The organism is Halopseudomonas litoralis, from assembly GCF_900105005.1.
GTDB classification, from domain to species: Bacteria; Pseudomonadota; Gammaproteobacteria; order Pseudomonadales; family Pseudomonadaceae; genus Halopseudomonas; species Halopseudomonas litoralis.
Map to the genome: position 1 here is coordinate 1,821,290 of NZ_LT629748.1, position 18,822 is coordinate 1,840,111.

20 protein-coding genes are annotated in these 18,822 nt (G+C 59.6%); 4 read left to right on the top strand and 16 right to left on the bottom strand.

Annotation, left to right across the window (positions count from 1 at the left end; genetic code table 11):
* The first annotated feature begins 11 nt into the window (after positions 1 to 11).
* Positions 12 to 710 carry a pirin family protein gene (locus BLU11_RS08820; RefSeq protein WP_090272993.1) on the top strand — a complete coding sequence of 233 codons (699 nt, stop codon included), beginning with the start codon at positions 12 to 14 and terminating at the stop codon, positions 708 to 710.
* Positions 711 to 790: 80 nt separating this feature from the next.
* On the top strand, positions 791 to 1,390 hold the full coding sequence (wrbA, locus tag BLU11_RS08825) for an NAD(P)H:quinone oxidoreductase (protein ID WP_090272994.1): 600 nt from the start codon (positions 791 to 793) through the stop codon (positions 1,388 to 1,390).
* 1 nt (position 1,391) lies between these two features.
* Here wrbA and BLU11_RS08830 read toward each other — a convergent pair whose 3' ends face one another.
* From BLU11_RS08830 to BLU11_RS08890, 13 genes are all read right to left on the bottom strand, one after another.
* Positions 1,392 to 2,171 (bottom strand): TatD family hydrolase, encoded by a 780-nt coding sequence (locus BLU11_RS08830; RefSeq protein ID WP_090272995.1) that lies wholly within the window; start codon positions 2,169 to 2,171, stop codon positions 1,392 to 1,394.
* 2 nt (positions 2,172 to 2,173) lie between these two features.
* Positions 2,174 to 2,530 carry a PilZ domain-containing protein gene (locus BLU11_RS08835; protein ID WP_090272996.1) on the bottom strand — a complete coding sequence of 119 codons (357 nt, stop codon included), beginning with the start codon at positions 2,528 to 2,530 and terminating at the stop codon, positions 2,174 to 2,176.
* Between the two features lie 36 nt (positions 2,531 to 2,566).
* Entirely contained in the window at positions 2,567 to 3,562 is a 996-nt protein-coding gene (locus BLU11_RS08840) for a DNA polymerase III subunit delta' (RefSeq protein WP_090272997.1), read from the bottom strand.
* Positions 3,555 to 4,187 carry a dTMP kinase gene (gene tmk / locus BLU11_RS08845; RefSeq protein WP_090272998.1) on the bottom strand — a complete coding sequence of 211 codons (633 nt, stop codon included), beginning with the start codon at positions 4,185 to 4,187 and terminating at the stop codon, positions 3,555 to 3,557. Before tmk ends, BLU11_RS08840 begins: the two co-directional genes overlap by 8 nt.
* Positions 4,184 to 5,245, bottom strand: coding sequence for an endolytic transglycosylase MltG (mltG, locus tag BLU11_RS08850; RefSeq protein WP_407920252.1), 1,062 nt, complete (start codon positions 5,243 to 5,245; stop codon positions 4,184 to 4,186). The genes tmk and mltG overlap by 4 nt, the downstream gene beginning before the upstream one ends.
* A 14-nt stretch (positions 5,246 to 5,259) precedes the next feature.
* Positions 5,260 to 6,105 carry an aminodeoxychorismate lyase gene (pabC, locus tag BLU11_RS08855; RefSeq protein WP_090272999.1) on the bottom strand — a complete coding sequence of 282 codons (846 nt, stop codon included), beginning with the start codon at positions 6,103 to 6,105 and terminating at the stop codon, positions 5,260 to 5,262.
* Complete coding sequence (gene fabF, locus BLU11_RS08860) at positions 6,105 to 7,343, bottom strand: beta-ketoacyl-ACP synthase II (RefSeq protein ID WP_090273000.1); 1,239 nt, start codon at positions 7,341 to 7,343, stop codon at positions 6,105 to 6,107. The genes pabC and fabF overlap by 1 nt, the downstream gene beginning before the upstream one ends.
* 190 nt (positions 7,344 to 7,533) lie before the next feature.
* On the bottom strand, positions 7,534 to 7,770 hold the full coding sequence (gene acpP, locus BLU11_RS08865; protein ID WP_090273001.1) for an acyl carrier protein: 237 nt from the start codon (positions 7,768 to 7,770) through the stop codon (positions 7,534 to 7,536).
* 182 nt (positions 7,771 to 7,952) lie between these two features.
* Positions 7,953 to 8,696 (bottom strand): 3-oxoacyl-ACP reductase FabG, encoded by a 744-nt coding sequence (gene fabG, locus BLU11_RS08870; protein ID WP_090273002.1) that lies wholly within the window; start codon positions 8,694 to 8,696, stop codon positions 7,953 to 7,955.
* 1 nt (position 8,697) lies between these two features.
* Positions 8,698 to 9,645: an ACP S-malonyltransferase gene (gene fabD, locus BLU11_RS08875; protein ID WP_090273003.1), complete on the bottom strand. Its 948-nt coding sequence runs from the start codon at positions 9,643 to 9,645 to the stop codon at positions 8,698 to 8,700.
* A gap of 66 nt (positions 9,646 to 9,711) precedes the next feature.
* Entirely contained in the window at positions 9,712 to 10,734 is a 1,023-nt protein-coding gene (plsX, locus tag BLU11_RS08880) for a phosphate acyltransferase PlsX (protein WP_090273004.1), read from the bottom strand.
* A 3-nt stretch (positions 10,735 to 10,737) separates the two neighbouring features.
* Positions 10,738 to 10,920 (bottom strand): 50S ribosomal protein L32, encoded by a 183-nt coding sequence (gene rpmF / locus BLU11_RS08885; protein ID WP_074778555.1) that lies wholly within the window; start codon positions 10,918 to 10,920, stop codon positions 10,738 to 10,740.
* Positions 10,921 to 10,939: 19 nt separating this feature from the next.
* The gene (locus BLU11_RS08890) at positions 10,940 to 11,461 is read right to left on the bottom strand and encodes a YceD family protein (RefSeq protein ID WP_090273005.1); all 522 of its coding nucleotides are present in this window, start codon (positions 11,459 to 11,461) and stop codon (positions 10,940 to 10,942) included.
* A 124-nt stretch (positions 11,462 to 11,585) separates the two neighbouring features.
* Between BLU11_RS08890 and BLU11_RS08895 the strand changes: the two genes are divergently transcribed.
* The gene (locus BLU11_RS08895; protein ID WP_090273006.1) at positions 11,586 to 12,164 is read left to right on the top strand and encodes a Maf family protein; all 579 of its coding nucleotides are present in this window, start codon (positions 11,586 to 11,588) and stop codon (positions 12,162 to 12,164) included.
* Between the two features lie 71 nt (positions 12,165 to 12,235).
* Here the strand turns inward: BLU11_RS08895 and sppA are convergent, their stop codons facing one another.
* From sppA to rluC, 3 genes are read right to left on the bottom strand one after another with little or no spacing between them, the layout of a single operon-like run.
* Positions 12,236 to 13,237 carry a signal peptide peptidase SppA gene (sppA, locus tag BLU11_RS08900; RefSeq protein ID WP_090273007.1) on the bottom strand — a complete coding sequence of 334 codons (1,002 nt, stop codon included), beginning with the start codon at positions 13,235 to 13,237 and terminating at the stop codon, positions 12,236 to 12,238.
* Positions 13,238 to 13,240: 3 nt separating this feature from the next.
* On the bottom strand, positions 13,241 to 13,915 hold the full coding sequence (locus tag BLU11_RS08905; protein WP_090273008.1) for an HAD-IA family hydrolase: 675 nt from the start codon (positions 13,913 to 13,915) through the stop codon (positions 13,241 to 13,243).
* A 1-nt stretch (position 13,916) separates the two neighbouring features.
* Complete coding sequence (gene rluC / locus BLU11_RS08910; RefSeq protein WP_090276366.1) at positions 13,917 to 14,888, bottom strand: 23S rRNA pseudouridine(955/2504/2580) synthase RluC; 972 nt, start codon at positions 14,886 to 14,888, stop codon at positions 13,917 to 13,919.
* A gap of 537 nt (positions 14,889 to 15,425) precedes the next feature.
* On the opposite strand from rluC, the gene rne reads away from it, so the two are divergent.
* Positions 15,426 to 18,812 (top strand): ribonuclease E, encoded by a 3,387-nt coding sequence (rne, locus tag BLU11_RS08915; protein ID WP_090273009.1) that lies wholly within the window; start codon positions 15,426 to 15,428, stop codon positions 18,810 to 18,812.
* Positions 18,813 to 18,822: the final 10 nt, after the last annotated feature.

An 18,822-nucleotide genomic window follows, 5' to 3' on the forward strand; every position in this document is an offset into this window, starting at 1 on the left:
GGAGGTATGCAATGATCGAACTGCGTCCTTACCAAGAGCTCGGCGGCGCCCAGCATGGGTGGTTGGAAACACGCCACCATTTCTCCTTTGCTGAATATCATGATCCCAAGCGCATGCACTGGGGGCATCTGCGGGTATGGAATGATGACATCATCGCGCCCCACTCGGGCTTCCCCGGACATCCGCACCGAGATATGGAAATCATCACCTATGTACGCGCCGGTGCCATTACCCACCGCGATCACCTCGGCAATGAAGGTCGCACCGTGGCCGGTGATGTACAGGTAATGAGCGCCGGCACCGGCATCGCCCACAGTGAATTCAATCATGAAGATGAGGAAACGCGACTCTTCCAGATCTGGATCCTGCCCAACGAAAAGGGCTTACCGCCCAACTGGGGTACCCGGCAGTTTCCAAGGAACGAGCGCAGCGGTACTTTCATCACCCTGGCCAGCGGCTTGCCTGAGGACGCCGAGGCCCTTCCGATCCGCGCGGATGCGCGTCTGGTCGCTGCCACACTAAAAGCCGGTCAGACAGCCGACTATCAGCTTGCGCCGGGACGCAAGGCGTATCTGGTACCCGCCTCGGGCAGGGTCGACATCAACGGCGTGAAGGCCGAGATGGGAGACGGAGTCGCCATCCAAGACGAAATCCTTCTGCGATTCACCGCCGAAGACGAGAGTGAAATCGTGCTGGTGGATGTTGCATAAGCAGCTGTAACTGTCTGAACAAAGCTGGAAAAGACTGACTCCAATGGTTGGATCAGCGACCCTGAAAAAGAGGAAACGAAATGACCAAGGTACTAGTGCTCTACCATTCCATGTACGGCCATATCGAAACCATGGCCGGTGCGATTGCCGAAGGTGCGCGCAGCGCAGATGGGGTTGAAGTCACAGTCAAACGCGTCCCGGAAACCATGAATGCCGAGGCCTTTGCCGCCGCGGGTGGCAAGACCGATCAGCAAGCTCCGGAAGCCAGCCCCGCCGAACTGGCCGATTACGATGCGATCATCGTCGGCACGCCGACCCGTTTCGGCAACATGACCGGTCAGATGCGCAACTTCTTCGACCAGACTGGTGGCCTCTGGGCCAAGGGCGCATTGGCTGGCAAGATAGCCAGCGTATTCACGTCCACCGGCACCGGTGGCGGTGAGGAGATGACTATCACCTCCACCTGGACCACCCTGGCGCACCACGGCATGATCATAGTGCCCATCGGCTATACCACCCCGGAACTGTTTGACGTGTCGCAGGTGGGCGGCGGCACACCCTATGGTGCCTCCACCATTGCCGGGGGTGATGGCTCACGCCAGCCGGACGACCGGGAACTGGCCATTGCGCGCCATCAGGGTAAGCACGTGGCGCAGATCGCCAGCAAGCTGACCAGCTGAGTCAGACTGCTGTCAGGGGGAACAGCCGATGGAAGTTTGCCGTGGTGTTCTCCCACAGTCGTTCCAGCGGCTCGTCGCGCAGCTCAGCGAGAAAGGCCGCCACTTCACAGACGAACTGCGGCTCGTTGGGCTTGCCACGATGAGGTACGGGCGCCAGATAGGGTGAGTCCGTCTCAACCAGCAGCCGGTCGGCGGGAATACGCCGCGCTACTTCCCGCAGCGCCTCGGCATTGCGGAAGGTGACGATACCCGACAGGGAAATGTAATAACCCATATCCAGCGCCGCGCGGGCCATATCCCAATCTTCAGTGAAGCAGTGCAGCACCCCGGCATTCGCCAGATCAGCCTCACGCAGCATGCTCAGTGTATCCGCCCGCGCTTCGCGGGTGTGAATGATCACCGGTTTGCCCGTGGTGCTGGCAGCCTGCAGATGACAGTGGAAGGAATCCTGTTGCGCCTGAGCCATATCCGGCTGGTAATGGTAGTCCAAGCCGGTTTCGCCGATGGCCGCTACCCGCGGGTGGTCCAGCGCCTCGAGCAGCCAAGCCAGATCGGTCGGATCATTGCGAGCCAGGTCCAATGGATGAATCCCCACGCTGCACCATACATCTTTGTATTGCTCGGCCAGTTGCTTGACCACAGGTGCATTGGCCGCATCCACACCGATGCAGAGAAACTTGCCGACGCCGCGTTCGCGAGCGGCATTCAGGGCGTTGTCCAGGGAGCCGTCGTGGGCGGTGAGATCGAGTCGGTCGAGATGGCAGTGGGAATCTATCAGCATAGTCACATGGTATGGGTCGGGCGGTCGGACTTGAGCGCGCCGGCCAGGTAGGTTTCGATTTTGCTGCGGGCCGTATTGTCCTGATCACTGAATTGCACACCGATACCAGCCGCACGGTTGCCCTGTGCGCCTCGCGGTGTAATCCAGATGACCTTACCCGCCACCGGGATCTTTTCCGGCTCCTCCATCAGATTGAGCAACATGAATACTTCATCGCCCAGCTGATAGGCTTTGTTGGTGGGAATAAACATCCCGCCATGTTTTACAAAGGGCATGTAGGCAGCATACAGCACCGACTTGTCCTTGATGGTCAGTGAAAGAATGCCGTTGCGGGGTCCTGGCGCAGTCGCAATGCTCATATCGTTGTCCTTTTTTGATACTTCGGCAGGTTCAGATTAGCGTCTTTCCATCAGCTGTTTCCACTGGATCAGCAGGGTTTCGATGAACAGCACCCGATTGAGGTTGGCTTTGCCCACAATCATGCCGCGATGCTCCAGCAACCAGCTTTGCCAGGAGAGCAAGGCCGACATGGGCACGTGGCGGGCCATGTACGGTAACACCTTGGCCATATCGGTGTTGAGTGGCTCTTCGGCTGCTCCGGTTTTCAGGCGCAGCAGATCCAGTGTCCAGTCGCAGAACCAATCTGCCAGCAGCTCCAGCGGCAGGGTTGGCCAACGCTCGGCGAGCCGGGATGCCGATTGCTGGCTTTTCAACAGTTCCTTCACCCCTTCCACTACCTGTTGTCGCAGACTGGCGGCGTCCATTTCATGCAGCGTAACAGCACGCAATGGCGCGCCACCGGCCATCAACAGCAGGGCGGCACGCTGCTCAGCATCCAGATCGGGCAGACTCTGGCTCAGCCAGGCCATGGCATCAGTGTGACTGGGTGTGATCAGCGATTGCACCCGGCAACGGCTGCGAATGGTCGGCAGCAGCCGGCTGGGCTGATCGCTGACCAGCAAAAGATAGGTTTCCGCCGAGGGCTCTTCCAATGACTTGAGCAGCGCATTGGCCGCGTTCAGGTTCATTGCTTCGGCCGGATGCAGAATCACGACCTTGCGGCCGCCCTGCTGCGCCGTCTGCCCCATGAAATCCGCCAGTTGACGAATCACATCGATACGGATGGCCTTGCCCTGCTCTTCCGGCTCCACCAGCAGTCGGTCCGGGTGGCTGCCGGCCTGGCGCAACTGGCAACTGCGGCATTGCCCGCAGGCGCGTTGAGCCTCCGGCCTGAGACATAGCAGATAGGCTGCGAAAGCCTCGGCAAATATCCGCTTACCCACGCCGGGCAAGCCCGCGAACAGAAATGCATGGGCATGACGACTACCGGCGGTGAGGACGTTCCACACCGGCAAATGCCAGGGACAGGACGTTATCGCCTGATCACCCATTGCTGCGCTCCAGCACTTCGTCAATCAGCGGCTGCATGGCGGCGCGTACCGAGGCCAGGTCGCCGCTGGCATCGATTATCCGATACCGCTGCGGATCAGCCATCGCGCGCTGCAGGTAAGTGTTTCTGACGTCCTCAAAGAAGGCCTGTTGCTCGCGTTCAAACCGATCCAGCTCGCTGCGTGCTCTGGCCCTGGCCATACCCAGCTCCACTGGCACATCGAAGATGATCACCAGGTCCGGACGCAAATCGCCCTGAACCCAGTTTTCCAGTGCCGCGATGCGCTGCGAGTCTATACCGCGACCGCCGCCCTGGTAGGCATAGGTTGCATCGGTGAAGCGATCACTGATGACCACCCTGCCCTCGGCCAGCGCCGGGCGAATCAGGCTGTTGAGATGCTGAGCACGGGCAGCGAACATCAGCAGCAGCTCGGTATCGGCATGCATCGGCTCCTCATGCAGGCTGAGCAAGACTTCGCGAATTCGCTCGGCAACCGGGGTACCGCCTGGCTCACGGGTCAGCAGCGGCGTACAGCCACGCTCGGCAAGAGCCTGGGCAAAGACCTTGAGGTTGGTTGACTTGCCAGCCCCCTCCGGGCCTTCAAAGGTAATGAACAGTCCGCTCATTGCGCCGTCCCGTTGTCTGTGGAGCCTGCCGGTGGCGGGCTGGAACGATAATTAGGTGTCCGCCGCAGGATCTGATAGTGACGAACAGCCTTGTTATGCTGTTGCAGCGTTTCGGAAAACACGTGGGAACCGTCTCCGCGGGCAACGAAGAACAGGCTCTTGCCGGGCAAGGGATTGACCGCAGCCAGTAACGCCTCTCTGCCGGGCATGGCAATCGGCGTCGGCGGCAGGCCATCGATGGTGTAGGTATTGTAAGGCGTCGCCCGGCGCAGATCGCTGCGGCGGATATTGCCCTGCCAGTTTTCGCCCATGCCATAGATAACGGTTGGATCGGTCTGCAGGCGCATGCCCTTTTGCAAGCGACGGGTAAACACCCCGGCGATCTCGCCTCTCTCGTGCGGCACCCCTGTCTCCTTCTCGATGATGGAGGCAAGAATAAGCGCCTCGTAGGGACTATCGATCGGCAGGCCTTCCACGCGCTGCTCCCAAGCCGCCTCCAATACCCCCTGCATGCGCTGATAGGCGCGCAGCAGAATGTCACGGTCACTCATGCCCAAGGTATACAGATAGGTATCAGGGAAGAACAGGCCTTCAGGGTGGTCTTCCGCAAGATCGAGTTCCGCCATCACCTGTTCGTTGCTCCAGTCCCGCGGCAGTGTCTGCTCCAGACGTTCAGCCTGTGCCAGCACATCGCGGAACTGATTGAAATTCCAGCCTTCGACCAGGGTAATGCTACGCTGAACCACCTCACCCCGCTGCAACATCACCAGTACCTGCTGCACCGTCATTTCTGGCTCAAGACGGTACTCGCCTACCTGCAACACCGTTTCCGGCATCTGCCACTGCCAATAACGACGCACCCAGTTGGCGCGCTCGATCACCCCGCGCTGCTCCAGCCCGGCAAAAACTCCGGCTGGCGTGCTGCCGGCCGGCACTTCCAGGGTATCGGCGACGTCGATCCGCAGCGGCTGGTCCAGCGTTGACTGCAGAGTAAAATAACCCCAGCCGCCAACAGCAACTAGAAAAAACACTGCTAAAACAATGATTTTTGCAAATATCTTTACAAACAACTTCAACTTAAAACCTGCTTTGCCAAGGTTTGGATAACCCGTGTGTGAGGCCCGACAGACCACTGCCTGTCTTCCAGCGCGACTACCGGCCAGACACCGAAAACGCTGTTGCAGCAGAATACTTCCGCGCTGCGCAGTAGCTCGTCACGGCTGATTGTCCGCTGTACCACACCCTCCCCCATCCCATCCAGATTCTCAACCAGAAAGTCCCGCATGACGCCTCGTACCCCACACTGGTCGAGCGCAGGCGTCAGCCAGCAATCATCCAGGCGGACAAAGAGATTGCTCATGGTGCCTTCAATCGGGTTGCCGGCGAGATCGCAGACCAACCCCTCGGCATAAGCAGCACCTTGCCACTCGCTGCGCGCCAGGACCTGCTCCAGTCGATTGAGATGCTTGATTCCGGCCAGCAGGGGCTGATTGCCCAAACGGGTCATGCAGGGATAGAGGCGGATGCCCTGCTCGGCATGCTGTGGCGAGTAGGCTGGCAGTGGGGAGGACTGCAGAATCCGCGTAAGCTCTGGCTGCGGCGGCATGGCATAACCACGCAGGGACTCGCCCCGCGTGATCGTCAGCTTGATGAGCCCATCGCCGATCTGCTTCGCCAGTTGCTCGATTTCGCTACGGATCAGTGTCAGATCCAAAGGCAGGCGCAAGACCTGCGCGCCCCTGGCCAGACGCCGGAAATGATAGTCCGACAGCGGTGACGTGCCGCGGCGAACCTGAATGGTCTCAAACAACCCATCACCGTAGGCCAGGCCGCGATCCCGCACCGAAACGAGGCTGGCCGGTACACCATTGACCAGACAGTCGGTTACGGTAGGTGCGGCCTTCCCGGTGATGTTCATCAGAGACGGCGGAACACCAGGCTGCCGTTTGTGCCACCGAAGCCGAAGGAGTTGGACACCGCTACGTCCAGCTGTCGCGCCTGGGCTTCGTGAGCCACATAATCCAGATCACAGCCCTCGCCTGGGTTATCCAGGTTGATGGTCGGCGGAGCCACCTGATCGCGCAGCGCCAGAATACTGAAGATGGCTTCAACCGCGCCGGCAGCGCCCAACAGGTGACCGGTCATGGACTTGGTCGAACTCATGGCCAGCGCCCGAGCATGATCGCCGAATACACTGGCCACTGCGCGGGTTTCAGCCAGGTCACCGGCCAGAGTGGAGGTACCGTGAGCATTGATGTAGCCCACCTGCTCAAGCTGCACACCGGCATCACGCAGAGCGTTGCTCATGCACATGGCAGCACCGCGGCCATCTTCCGGAGGTGCGGTCATATGATAGCCGTCGCCACTCATGCCAAAGCCGATCAGCTCGGCATGGATATGCGCACCACGCGCCTTGGCGTGTTCATATTCTTCCAGCACCACAGCGCCGGAGCCGTCGGACAGGACAAAGCCGTCACGCTCGGCGTCCCAGGGACGACTGGCCTTGGTCGGCTCATCATTACGAGTCGACAGCGCCCGCGCCGCACTGAAACCGCCCAGACCCAGACCGCTGGTTGCCATCTCGGAACCACCGGCAATCATCACGTCCGCTTCGCCATAGGCGATGTTGCGCGCCGCCATGCCAATGCTGTGGGTACCCGTGGTGCAAGCGGTAGTCAAGGCGTAGTTGGGACCGCGCAGGCCATACTGGATGGACAGGTAGCCGGCAACCATGTTAACGATCGAGCCCGGCACAAAGAAGGGCGAAATGCGTCGCGGACCGCTGTTCAACAGCAATTCGTGGTTGCGCTCGATATTGGTCAGACCACCGATACCGGAGCCCATGGACACACCGATACGGTCACGATTGTCATCGGTGATATCCAGCCCTGCATCATTCAGTGCCTGAATGCAGGCCGCAATGCCGTACTGGATGAACAGATCCAGCTTGCGCGCCTCTTTGGCCGACATATAGGGCTCGATATCGAAATCGCGGATCGAACCGCCAAAACGGGTGCCAAACGCACTCACGTCCATATGTTCGATAGGGGCGATACCGCTTTGGCCCGCCAAAGCCGCTTGCCAGCTGCTTTCAACCGTATTCCCCAGCGGGGTCAACATGCCCAGGCCGGTTACCACGACGCGTCTACGCGACAAGGGAGACTCCTTAATTCAACATTCGACAGCGGGCTATTGTCCGCATAAAGGGCCGACGCGGCAACTGAATGATGCTCACCCGCCAGTCACCAGTTATTACAGAAGTATTCTATAAAGCGAGCACAAACAAAAAGACCGCAGCTCTGATACCAGGACTGCGGCCTTTTTGATCTGCAAACAGACTGCGTGATTACTTCTGAGCGGAGTTCACGTAGTTGATTGCTTCCTGCACGGTGGTGATCTTCTCGGCTTCTTCATCCGGAATTTCGGTCTCGAATTCTTCTTCGAGGGCCATCACCAGCTCAACGGTGTCAAGGGAGTCAGCGCCAAGATCTTCAACAAAGGAAGCACTGTTGGTTACTTCATCTTCTTTGACGCCGAGCTGCTCGGCAACGATTTTCTTGACGCGTTCTTCGATGGTACTCATACCTTGTTCTCACTCCTGATTTTGCAGTTCCGATAAGCCGGACTGCGGGTAGTTTATAGAAAGAATTCCCGAGATTTCAAGCTGGAAATGCTTCTGTGTCAAAATGGCCCGGTCCGAACGCTCTGCGTCGGGCCGGATTTCCACCAGATAGATCCATCATTCACCCGCAGGCGGATGATGGTTTATCCCATGAACATACCGCCATTGACCGGAATAGTTGCTCCGGTAATGTATCCAGCCGGCTCACCGGCAAGAAACGCTACCACTGCGGCAATTTCCTCGGCCTGGCCGAGACGCCCCAATGGAATCTGCTCAAGCATGACTGAACGCTGATTGTCGTTCAGGGCACGCGTCATGTCCGTATCAATGAATCCAGGCGCCACCGCATTCACGGTGATACCCCGCGAACCGACCTCACGGGCCAGTGCACGCGCAAAACCCTCCATGCCCGCCTTGGCTGCAGCATAGTTGGATTGTCCCCCATTGCCCATACCGGCGACAACGGAACTGATGCAGATGATACGCCCCCAACGGGCTTTGGTCATGCCGCGCAATACCGCCTTGGACAGACGGTAAACCGAGCCCAGGTTGGTGCTGATCACATCATCCCACTCATCATCTTTCATCCGCATAAGCAGATTATCAGCGGTGATACCGGCATTATTGACCAAGATGGCTGGCGCAGCGAAATCCGCAGCAATGCGCTCAAGCACCTCGGAAACCGATGCCGGGTCACGCACATCCAGCTTCATGCCAGTACCTTGATAACCCGCCGCAGTCAGTTTCTCGGCAATGGATTGTGCACCGGATTCACTGGTAGCGGTACCGATGACGATAGCGCCCTGGGCTGCCAGAGCATGGGCGATGGCCTGACCGATCCCCCGACTGGCGCCGGTAACCAGCGCTACTTTTCCTTCCAGACTCATATCAAACTCCTTGGGCAAACCGGGCAGCCGCGGCAGCAAAGCCGTCCGCAGTGTCCAGATTGTGAGTGGCGACGCCCTTGGCGCAGCGCTTGTTCAGGCCCGACAACACCTTGCCGGGTCCGCATTCGACCAGGTCGGTGACGCCCTGGCCAGCGATGTATTCAATGCTCTCCACCCAGCGAACGGGGCTGTACAACTGCTCAACCAACTGCTGGCGCAGCGCGTCGAGATCCGCTGCCGGTCGGGCCGTTACGTTCTGCACCAGGGTGATATCCGGCTGCTGCCAGCTCAGCTGGGAAAAGTCCTGCGCCAACTGCTCGGCCGCCGGCCTCATCAATGCACAATGCGACGGCACACTGACGGGGAGCGCGATCGCGCGCTTGGCACCGGCATTCTTGCAGGCTTCGGTCGCACGCTGCACCGCGGCCGCCTGACCAGCAATAACGACCTGGCCCGGCGCGTTGAAGTTAACCGCACTGACCACCTCACCCTGCGCCGCCTCACTGCATAGCTGGATAATCTGCTCATCAGCCAGCCCGAGAATGGCCGCCATGCCACCCTCACCTTCCGCCACCGCCTGCTGCATCAACTGACCACGACGCTCAACCAGACGCAGCGCATCAGCAAAGCCGATGACACCGGCGGCGACCAGCGCGGAATACTCGCCCAGGCTGTGACCGGCAACATACGCCGGACGCGCATCACTATGGGCCAACCACAGGCGCCACAATGCAATGGAGGCCGCCAGTATCGCCGGCTGGGTACGGTCGGTCCGGTTCAGCTCGGCCTCCGGACCGTTCAGGCAAAGTTGCCACAGGTCGTAGCCCAGCGCATCAGCGGCCTCGACAAAGGTGTCGCCAATCAGGCTGTGCTGCTCGGCCAGACCGGCCAGCATGCCGACAGCCTGCGACCCTTGTCCGGGAAATACGAAAGCGAGGGTTTGAGTCATGCAACCTTCCTCATTTATTTATTGATGGAAACAATTCGTCTTAGGATGACCACATGGTCACACAGGTCACAACAAGTCGCTACGACAACGCACCAACCGCTCGGCGATACGTTGCGGCATATCTGATTGACAGGCCCGCACAGCCTGCGCGATGGCAACCTCCAACGCATACTGGTCCGCGTTGCCGTGGCTTTTGACCACTACGCCTTGCAGGCCGAGCAGAACAGCGCCATTGTAGCGGTCGGGATCAAGGCGCTCGCCCATCGGCTTCAGCGCCCGCCGTAGCAGAGGACCCAACAGGCGCAATATGAAGTTGCCCGACAGCGCACGCCCCAACTCGGCTTGCATATAACTTGCCAATCCTTCACTGGCCTTGAGCAACACGTTGCCGACGAAGCCATCGCAGACCACCACATCGGCACGATCCTGAAACAACTCATGACCTTCTATATGGCCAATGTAGTTCAGTGTTCGGCTGTCACGCAGCAATTCCGAGACCTCGCGCACCCGCAACGACCCCTTGTTGATTTCGCCGCCGATATTCAGCAATCCAACCCGCGGCTGCTGAATATCGGTCAGCTCGGCCACCGCTTCCGAGCCCATCACGGCAAACTCGAACAACTGCCGTGCCGAGCAATCCACATTCGCTCCGAGATCCAGCACATGGCAGAATTTTCCGGCTACCGGCAAAGCGGCCATGATCGCTGGACGCTGAATCCCGTCCACCGTACCCAGCAGGGTTTTCGACAGGACCATGAGCGCACCGGTATTGCCGGCACTCAGGCAGCCATCCGCCACACCGTCACGCACCTGCTCGATAGCCACACGCATGGAGGCATCGCGCTTATTGCGCAGCACACTGGCAGGTAGGTCGTTGGCGAGAATGGTTTCGGAAGTGTGAACAAAGCTGATACGGTCGCCAGGAAGGCGGTGCTTCTGACAGAGACTGGTCATGGGCTCGGGCGAACCAACCAGCACGACGCTCAACCCGGGAATCTGCTGAAGGCAGCGGGCGACGGCGGGAATAATGCAACGGGGACCGAAGTCCCCGCCCATCACATCAATCGCTAAACGGACTGACGTGGACAAGACTTATTCGTCGTTGTCCTTGTTGACCACCTGGCGGCCACGATAGAAGCCGTCCGGGGACACGTGGTGACGAAGGTGAGTCTCGCCGGTAGTTTGATCTACGGACAGAGCCGCCGAGGTCAGTGCGTCGTGCGAACGACGCATACCACGTGCGGAACGAGACTTTTTGTTCTGCTGTACAGCCATGACTTTAAGCTCCTAAGCTTCAGGTATCACGTTTCAACTTGGCCAACACACTGAAGGGGTTGGGCTTTTCAGCTTCTTCCTCAGGCTCCGCCGTATCAGGCTGGTAGCCTGGCGGGTGCTGACATGTTTGCATCGGATGCATCGGCACTGCTGGCAATGCCAGCAGCAGTTCATCTTCGATCAGCGCGTGCAGATCGAGTGCCTCGTCATCCACAATAACCGGTTCATAATGGCGGGGCAGATTTTTCGCCGCCTCGTCACTCGTTACAAAACCCACATCACAATCGGTATCCAGCGTCAGTACGACCTGATCAAGACAACGCTGACAAATCTGCGCAACCTCGACCTGGTAATGCCCGTGCATGGTGTTGATTCCCTGCTCGTCCCGCACGAATGCGAGCTCCACCTGAACATCTCCGGCAGGAGCGTCAAGCAAGGCGCTGAGACGGGGCATGTTGGCGGTGGGCACAGTCCCTTTCAGAACGATTTCACGGTCAACCAGCCGACGTGGCTCTATGTGTGCAGGTATGGGGTCAGACATAAGCGCGCAATTCTAGGCACCACGGGGGCTGCTGTCAAAACTATTTGATGAATAAACCACAGTCTCGGCACCGCCGGGACGGATGAGGCTAGAATAACCCCATTTCCTACCCAAGGACCACAAGATGAGCAATCTGGTTCTCGCCTCCAGCTCTCCCTATCGACGCGCCCTGATCGAGCGCCTCGGCCTGCCTTTTCAACACGCTGCACCCGATGTGGACGAAACACCGCGAGTCGGCGAAACACCGACGCAACTCACGCTGCGCCTGGCGCTGGACAAAGCGCGCGCCCTGGCAGATCGCTTCACCAGCCACCTCATCATAGGGTCGGACCAGGTACTGCTACTCGATGGCCAGCCGGTCAGCAAGCCAGGCGACCATGCCAGCGCACGGGATCAACTCAGGCGCTGCAGCGGCCGCAACGTACAATTCACCACCTCCCTGTGCCTGCTCAACAGTGCCACCGGCCAGTATCAACTGACCAGCGAGCCCTTCAGCGTCAGCTTCCGCGAGCTGGATGACGCCAGCATCGAGCGCTACCTGGAGCGCGAGAAGCCCTATGACTGCGCCGGCAGCTTCAAGGCAGAGGGATTGGGCATATCACTGTTCCGCGCCCTGCAAGGCGACGACCCGAACAGCTTGATCGGACTACCGCTGATCAGGCTATGCGAGATGCTGCGCAATGAAGGTCTGCAACTCCCCTAAAACACCTCGGGTGGTCGAGCATCCGCTCGACGACAGGCTTCGGCCCGTCGGAAACAGGTGTGCGCAGGCTTTTATTGCAGTGTCGGCGCCGTCAGCCCCAGATGAGTGGCCAGGGTATTACCGATACTGGTGCCCAACTGGCGTGAGAAGCGCTGGAATGGCGACTCGCGGTGGGTAAAGTCGACCAGCTCTTCGGTGCCGACAATATCCCGCGCCACTGCCGAGGCACTGGATAAACCATCGATCAGCCCCAACTCCAGCGCCTGCTCTCCCGACCACACCAGCCCGCTGAACATATCCGGATGCTCCTGCAGCCGATCGCCCCGGCCCTTTCTGACCTGATCAATGAATTGCTGATGGGTAGTCTGCAACACGGTCTGCCAGAACTCGCGCTCATCCTGGCGCTCCGGCTGGAAGGGATCGAGAAAGGCCTTGTGCTCGCCGGCAGTGTAGGTGCGCCGCTCAACACCCAGCTTGTCCAGCGTCTCGACAAACCCGAAGCCAGCTGCAGTCACGCCAATGGAACCGACCAAACTGGCCTTGTCGGCATAAATCTCATCAGCTGCGGCAGCTATATAATAGGCACCCGAGGCACCGATATCAGCGATCACCGCGTAGACCTTGATGTCCGGATGCAAGGCGCGCAACCGTTGAATCTCGTCGTAAACGTAGCCTGACTGTACCGGACTACCCCCCGGACTATTGATGCGCAGCACCACCCCACGGGTCTGCTCATCCTTGAAGGCGCGACGCAAACTGGTGACCAGATTATCTGCACTGGCCTCCTGCTTGTCGGCAATGGTCCCGCGCACCTCGATCAATGCAGTATGCGGCTTGCCGGTGGCCGCGCCGCTGTCCAGGCCGGCAAAAGGCGAGAACATGAACAGCATGCCGAGCAGGTAGAGAAACGTCAGACTCTTGAAAAAAATCCCCCACCGTCGCGAACGCCGCTGCTCCTGTACCGATGCCAGCAGGGTTTTCTCCAACAACTCCCAGGCCTTTCTGTCTTCCTTTTGCGCCTTGATCTCGCTGCGCTCAACCATAGGCGCCTCAGTCCATTTATCCTGCTGCATCCATTATGCTCCCGCTAATTGACTGGATCTGAACCGGGGCAAGGCCCAGCCGTGAAATTCATCGAACGAATCGACACAATGCACCGGACGGCAACGCAGCAGCTGCGCATGGGTCATCGCTCCGTAGGTAACCGCCACCGGGCACACACCCGCATTGTGCCCCATACGAATATCAAACTCGCTATCGCCAACCATGCAGGTGTCAGCAGGCGTTACCCCCAGCTCAGCGAGAATCTCCTCGATCATCATCGGATGCGGCTTGCCGGCGGTTTCGTCAGCGCAGCGAGTAATATCGAAATAATCTTCCAGGCCATGCGAGGCCAGCATGCGATCCAGCCCCCGACGCGCCTTGCCCGTTGCGACCGCCAGATGGAATCCGCGGGCGCGCAAAGCCTCCAGAGCCACTCCTACACCATCGAAGAGCGGCGAAGGATCACGCTCCAGCGCCAGATAGTTATCAGCGTAGGCCTCGATCAGCCGGCCCGACAGAAGCGGGTCGAGGATATCCGGATAGAGCACCGTAACGGCATCCGGCAATGCCAGGCCAATGATATCGCGCACCTCACGCGCGGAGCGCACGGGCAGGTCGACATCCACCGCGGCACGCTGCATGGCGAAGACAATATTATCGATGGAGTTGGCCAAGGTGCCGTCCCAATCAAAAATCAGGGTATTCATATCAGTCCTTATCCAGCTGGCGCAGCGTGCGATCCCAGACTTCGCCAGGCTCGGCAGCGACCTGCAACCGCCCCCCTTCCGGCAAGGAAGACTCGAGGGATACCGCATGCAAAAACAACCGCTTACCGCCTTTTTCTCGAATGATTCTGGAAAACTCATCATCCCCGTATTTGGGGTCGCCAGCTATCGGATGACCTGCATGACGGGCATGGACCCTGATCTGATGGGTTCGCCCGGTGATCGGACGCGCCTCTACCAGCGTCGCAAAGTCGCCGAAGCGCTGCACAACGCGAAATTCGGTCAGCGACTCCTTGCCCTCCGGATTGACCTCGACCATGCGCTCGCCGGAGCGCAGATTGTTTTTCAGCAGCGGTGCATGCACCTTCTTTACCGTCGCCGGCCAGCGCCCGCGTACCAGCGCCAGATAACATTTGGTGACACCCTTGCCCGCTCCATCGCCCCGCAACTCCGCATGCAGATGGCGCAACATGCTGCGCTTCTTGGCGATCATCAGACACCCGGAGGTATCCCGGTCCAACCGATGCACCAACTCCAGCTGCTGGGAGTCGGGGCGCAACTGGCGCATTGCCTCGATAACCCCGAAATTCAGCCCGCTGCCACCATGCACAGCCAGGCCGGCCGGCTTGTTGACCACAATCAGTCCCTTGTCTTCGTAGAGGATACTGCTTTCCAGCGCATTGAGAATGCCCTGACCTACCAGTGCCGGCTCATCTGGCTGCGGCAGACGCACAGGCGGAATACGGATACTGTCGCCCGCCTGCAAGCGATATTCAGGCTTGATGCGCCCCTTGTTCACACGCACCTCACCCTTGCGCAGAATGCGATAGATGAGCGTACGCGGCGCCCCCTTGAGGCGGGTCAGCAAATAATTGTCGATTCGCTGACCGGCCTGGTCTTCTGTGATCAGGTCGGTCTGCACGGTAGCGGAGATAACGGATTGTTCGATTTTCATCGGCGCATGATACATTTTTTCATGCAATTGAAGCACTTGATTAATACTGCTATAGTCCGACGAGCTGCGCAAAAGGCAGCTGGAGAACAGAAGCAGTCGAAGCGATTGCCGGCACTCCCAGAAACATTGATGTAGAGCCTTCGCCAGGCAGGAAAAGCACCGCCGGCGAACCTCGATAAAACACGCTGCAGGCCACAGGCCGGCAGAATATCAACCCGCTCCCCCGGAAGACGACGAGCGGCACCGATTCAGATGGGCAAGTGATTAGGTGGAGATGCACAGCTTCAGGATGATGTGACGAGCGCTGACACTTGCAATTATGTGTGTCCCCGTCCCCAGTCCGGCTGATTCCTCCCTAAAAGTTAAGTTTCTCTGTACTCGCCATAACAGACTGAACTGCTGTTGCCCGACGGCACGGCAATTTTGAATTCTGAACAAGGGCAAGGTTGGCCCAAGCAGAAACACGCCTGACACCTAACGGAAGAATCAGGTGCCGTACTCGTGTTCCGGAAAGCATTGGAAACACAACGGTACTTCATGAAAAGAATGCTGATCAACGCAACTCAGCCAGAAGAGTTGCGCGTTGCACTGGTAGATGGCCAGAAACTCTACGACCTGGATATTGAATCCGGCGCACGGGAACAGAAAAAATCGAACATCTACAAGGGTCGTATCACCCGTGTAGAAGCCAGCCTGGAAGCCGCCTTCGTCGACTTCGGCTCCGAACGCCACGGCTTTCTGCCGCTGAAGGAAATCTCCCGCGAGTACTTCACCAAGCAGCCCGAAGGCCGCGTCAACATCAAGGAAGTGCTCAAGGAAGGCCAGGAAGTCATCGTCCAGGTCGACAAGGAAGAGCGCGGCAACAAAGGCGCAGCGCTGACCACCTTCATCAGCCTGGCCGGTCGTTACCTGGTATTGATGCCCAACAACCCCAGAGCAGGTGGCATTTCCCGCCGCATCGAAGGTGAAGAGCGCAACGAATTGCGCGAAGCCCTCAACAGCCTCAACGTTCCCGCCGACATGGGCATGATTGTCCGGACCGCCGGTCTCGGCCGCAGCGCAGAGGAAATGCAATGGGATCTGGATTATCTGCTGCAGCTGTGGGAAGCAATCAAGACCGCCTCTGCCGAGCGTAGCGGTGCATTCCTGATCTACCAGGAAAGCAACGTCATCATTCGCGCCATCCGCGATTACCTGCGCCAGGATATCGGCGAAGTGCTGATCGACAGTGAGACCGTCAAGGAAGAAGCACTCAACTTCATCAGTCAGGTCATGCCGCAGTATGCGAGCAAGGTCAAACTCTACGAAGATCCTGTGCCGCTGTTCAATCGCTTCCAGATTGAAAGCCAGATCGAAACCGCCTTTGATCGCGAAGTTAAGCTGCCTTCCGGCGGCTCGATCGTCATCGACCATACCGAAGCGCTGGTATCCATCGATATCAACTCGGCACGTGCCACCAAGGGTAGTGACATCGAGGAAACCGCACTGCAGACGAACCTGGAAGCGGCCGAAGAGATCGCCCGCCAGTTGCGCCTGCGTGATATCGGCGGCCTGATCGTCATCGACTTCATCGACATGACCCCCGCGAAGAATCAGCGCGCCGTTGAAGAGCGCGTGCGTGAAAGCCTCGAAGCCGACCGTGCCCGCGTTCAGGTGGGTCGTATCTCCCGCTTCGGCCTGCTGGAAATGTCTCGCCAGCGTCTGCGCCCATCGCTTGGCGAAACCAGCGGTATCGTCTGCCCCCGCTGCAACGGCCGCGGCACCATCCGTGACGTCGAGTCCCTGTCCCTGTCGGTGCTGCGTTTGATCGAAGAAGAAGCGCTGAAAGACCGTACCGCAGAAGTTCGTGCTCACGTGCCGGTTTCCATCGCCACCTTCCTGCTCAACGAGAAGCGCGACGTTCTGGCGAAAACCGAAGCCCGCACCAAGGTGCGCCTGCTGGTACTGCCTAACGCCCACATGGACACACCGCATTTCGAGGTCCAGCGCCTGCGCGACGACCAGGAAGCCGTGCTCAACGGCGAGTCCAGCTACAGCATGAGCAGCACCGAAGCTGAGCATGAAGAGCCGGTGCAAGTCAGCCAGACCCGCGCCATCGTGCGCCAGGAAGCGGCCGTTAAGACACCTGCCCATTCGCGCCCCGCTCCAACCCCGGCTCCTGCCCCCGCTCCGGTTGCCGCAGCGAACAAGGCCATCCAGGAATCCCAGCCGGGCCTGATCAAGAGTCTGATCAAATCGTTGGTCGGCATCTTTGCCAGCGACGACAGCCAACCCGAGAAAACCGAGCAGCCTGCTCCCCAGGCCAACCGGAAACCCGCCGGGGATGACAGCCGCAACAATGAGCGTCGCAGCAACCGGAACCGCCGGCCGCGGCCCGACCGCGACGGACGCAGCGATACACGTGGCGGCGCACGCAATAGCGCACGCAGTGGCGAGTCCACTAGCGAGCGCAACGACAAGCCCCAGCGTACCGAGCGCAAGACCAGCGACGCGGTAGCCAGCACCGAAGCGCCCGCACAGACTGCCAGCAAACCGACAGAAGGCGCCAGCCGTCGTCGTCGCCGCAGCCCCAGTGCCAATGCTGCTACCAGCACCGAGAGCACCGAACAACACGCCACCTCGACTGCGCAGGAGCAAAGCCGCGAAGAGCGTCGTCCCCAGCCCCAAGCCGAACGGACTGCGGTGAAGGATGAGGAGCTGCCTGCCGGCCAGACCAATGACCAGGCTGATAGCGAGAACACTGCCGAGGGCGATCGCCCTAAGCGTCGCTCGCGCAATAGCCAGCGTCGTCGCAACAACCGTCGCAGCCGTTCCACTCAGGACGAGAACAACGGTGACAATGCAGCCAATGCAACCACCACCGACGCGTCCAGCAACGACACTGCTGGCACCTCGACCGGTGATGAGCAGAAAACGGCCGCAAGCGCCGAGGTAGTTGTGCCGGTTTCCGCTGCGATTGCCGTTACTGAGGCCGTCGCCGCCAGTGAAGGTCATGAGCCGGCAGAGATGATCAATGAGCCTGCTGTCGAAGCAGCAGCCCCAGCTGTTGCCCAGACACCTGCCGAAGCACCTGTCGAGGCTCCGGAAGATATCCGGCAACCCGTCGAGGCAGGCCTGACTCAGGCAGTCTCCGACATCGAGCAGTCGATTGAAAATGCGGTAGAAGCCTTCACCCAGCAGTCCCAGCGCGACGATGCCGGCAACCAGGTTCAGCCCGAGCCGGAAACCGCTGCAGCTGAGCCGACGCCGGAAGCAGCACCGGAACCGCAGGTTGCCGAACAGCCCGCCGCGCCTGTTGCCGCCGAACCGGAGCCTGCCCCAGTAGCCGAAGAGACCACAGTGGTCACCGAAGCGCCTGTAGCTCAGACACCGGAAGCTGAACCAGCGCCGGTCGCTGCGGAACCACAAGCTCCGGTCGAGGCTCAGGAACAGCCGCAGGAGCCGAAGCAGGAACAGCAGGAACAGCAGAAGCCCGCTCCAGCGCCGCAGGCAACCGAGCAGCAGATTCCTGCACTCACTGAAAGCGGTCGCGCGTTCAACGATCCACGTGAGATCCGCAAACGCCGCATGGAAGCCAAGCGCCTGGCTGAGCAGCAGGCTGAAGCAGACGCCAAGAGCGAAGCGCCAACAGCAGCCGCTGAAACCAGCGCCGAGCCTGCAGCCGAAGCCCCAGCGCAGCAGCCCGCCGAGCCGGTGAGCGAAGCCATGGCCGAAGCACAGGAAGTCATCGAGCAGGTCGAGGAAGCCAAGCCCGGCACCAATGAGCAGCCAGCACCGGCGAGCACATCGGATGAGGCCGCAGCGGACGTCGCCCTCCCCGATACCGACGTAGCCGAGGTTCCAGAACATCCGGCAACCAGCACGCCGGAGCAGCAGGAAGCGCCGGAAAAGGGCGACAATCACTCTGAAACACCTAAGAGCTGATTTTCAGCGC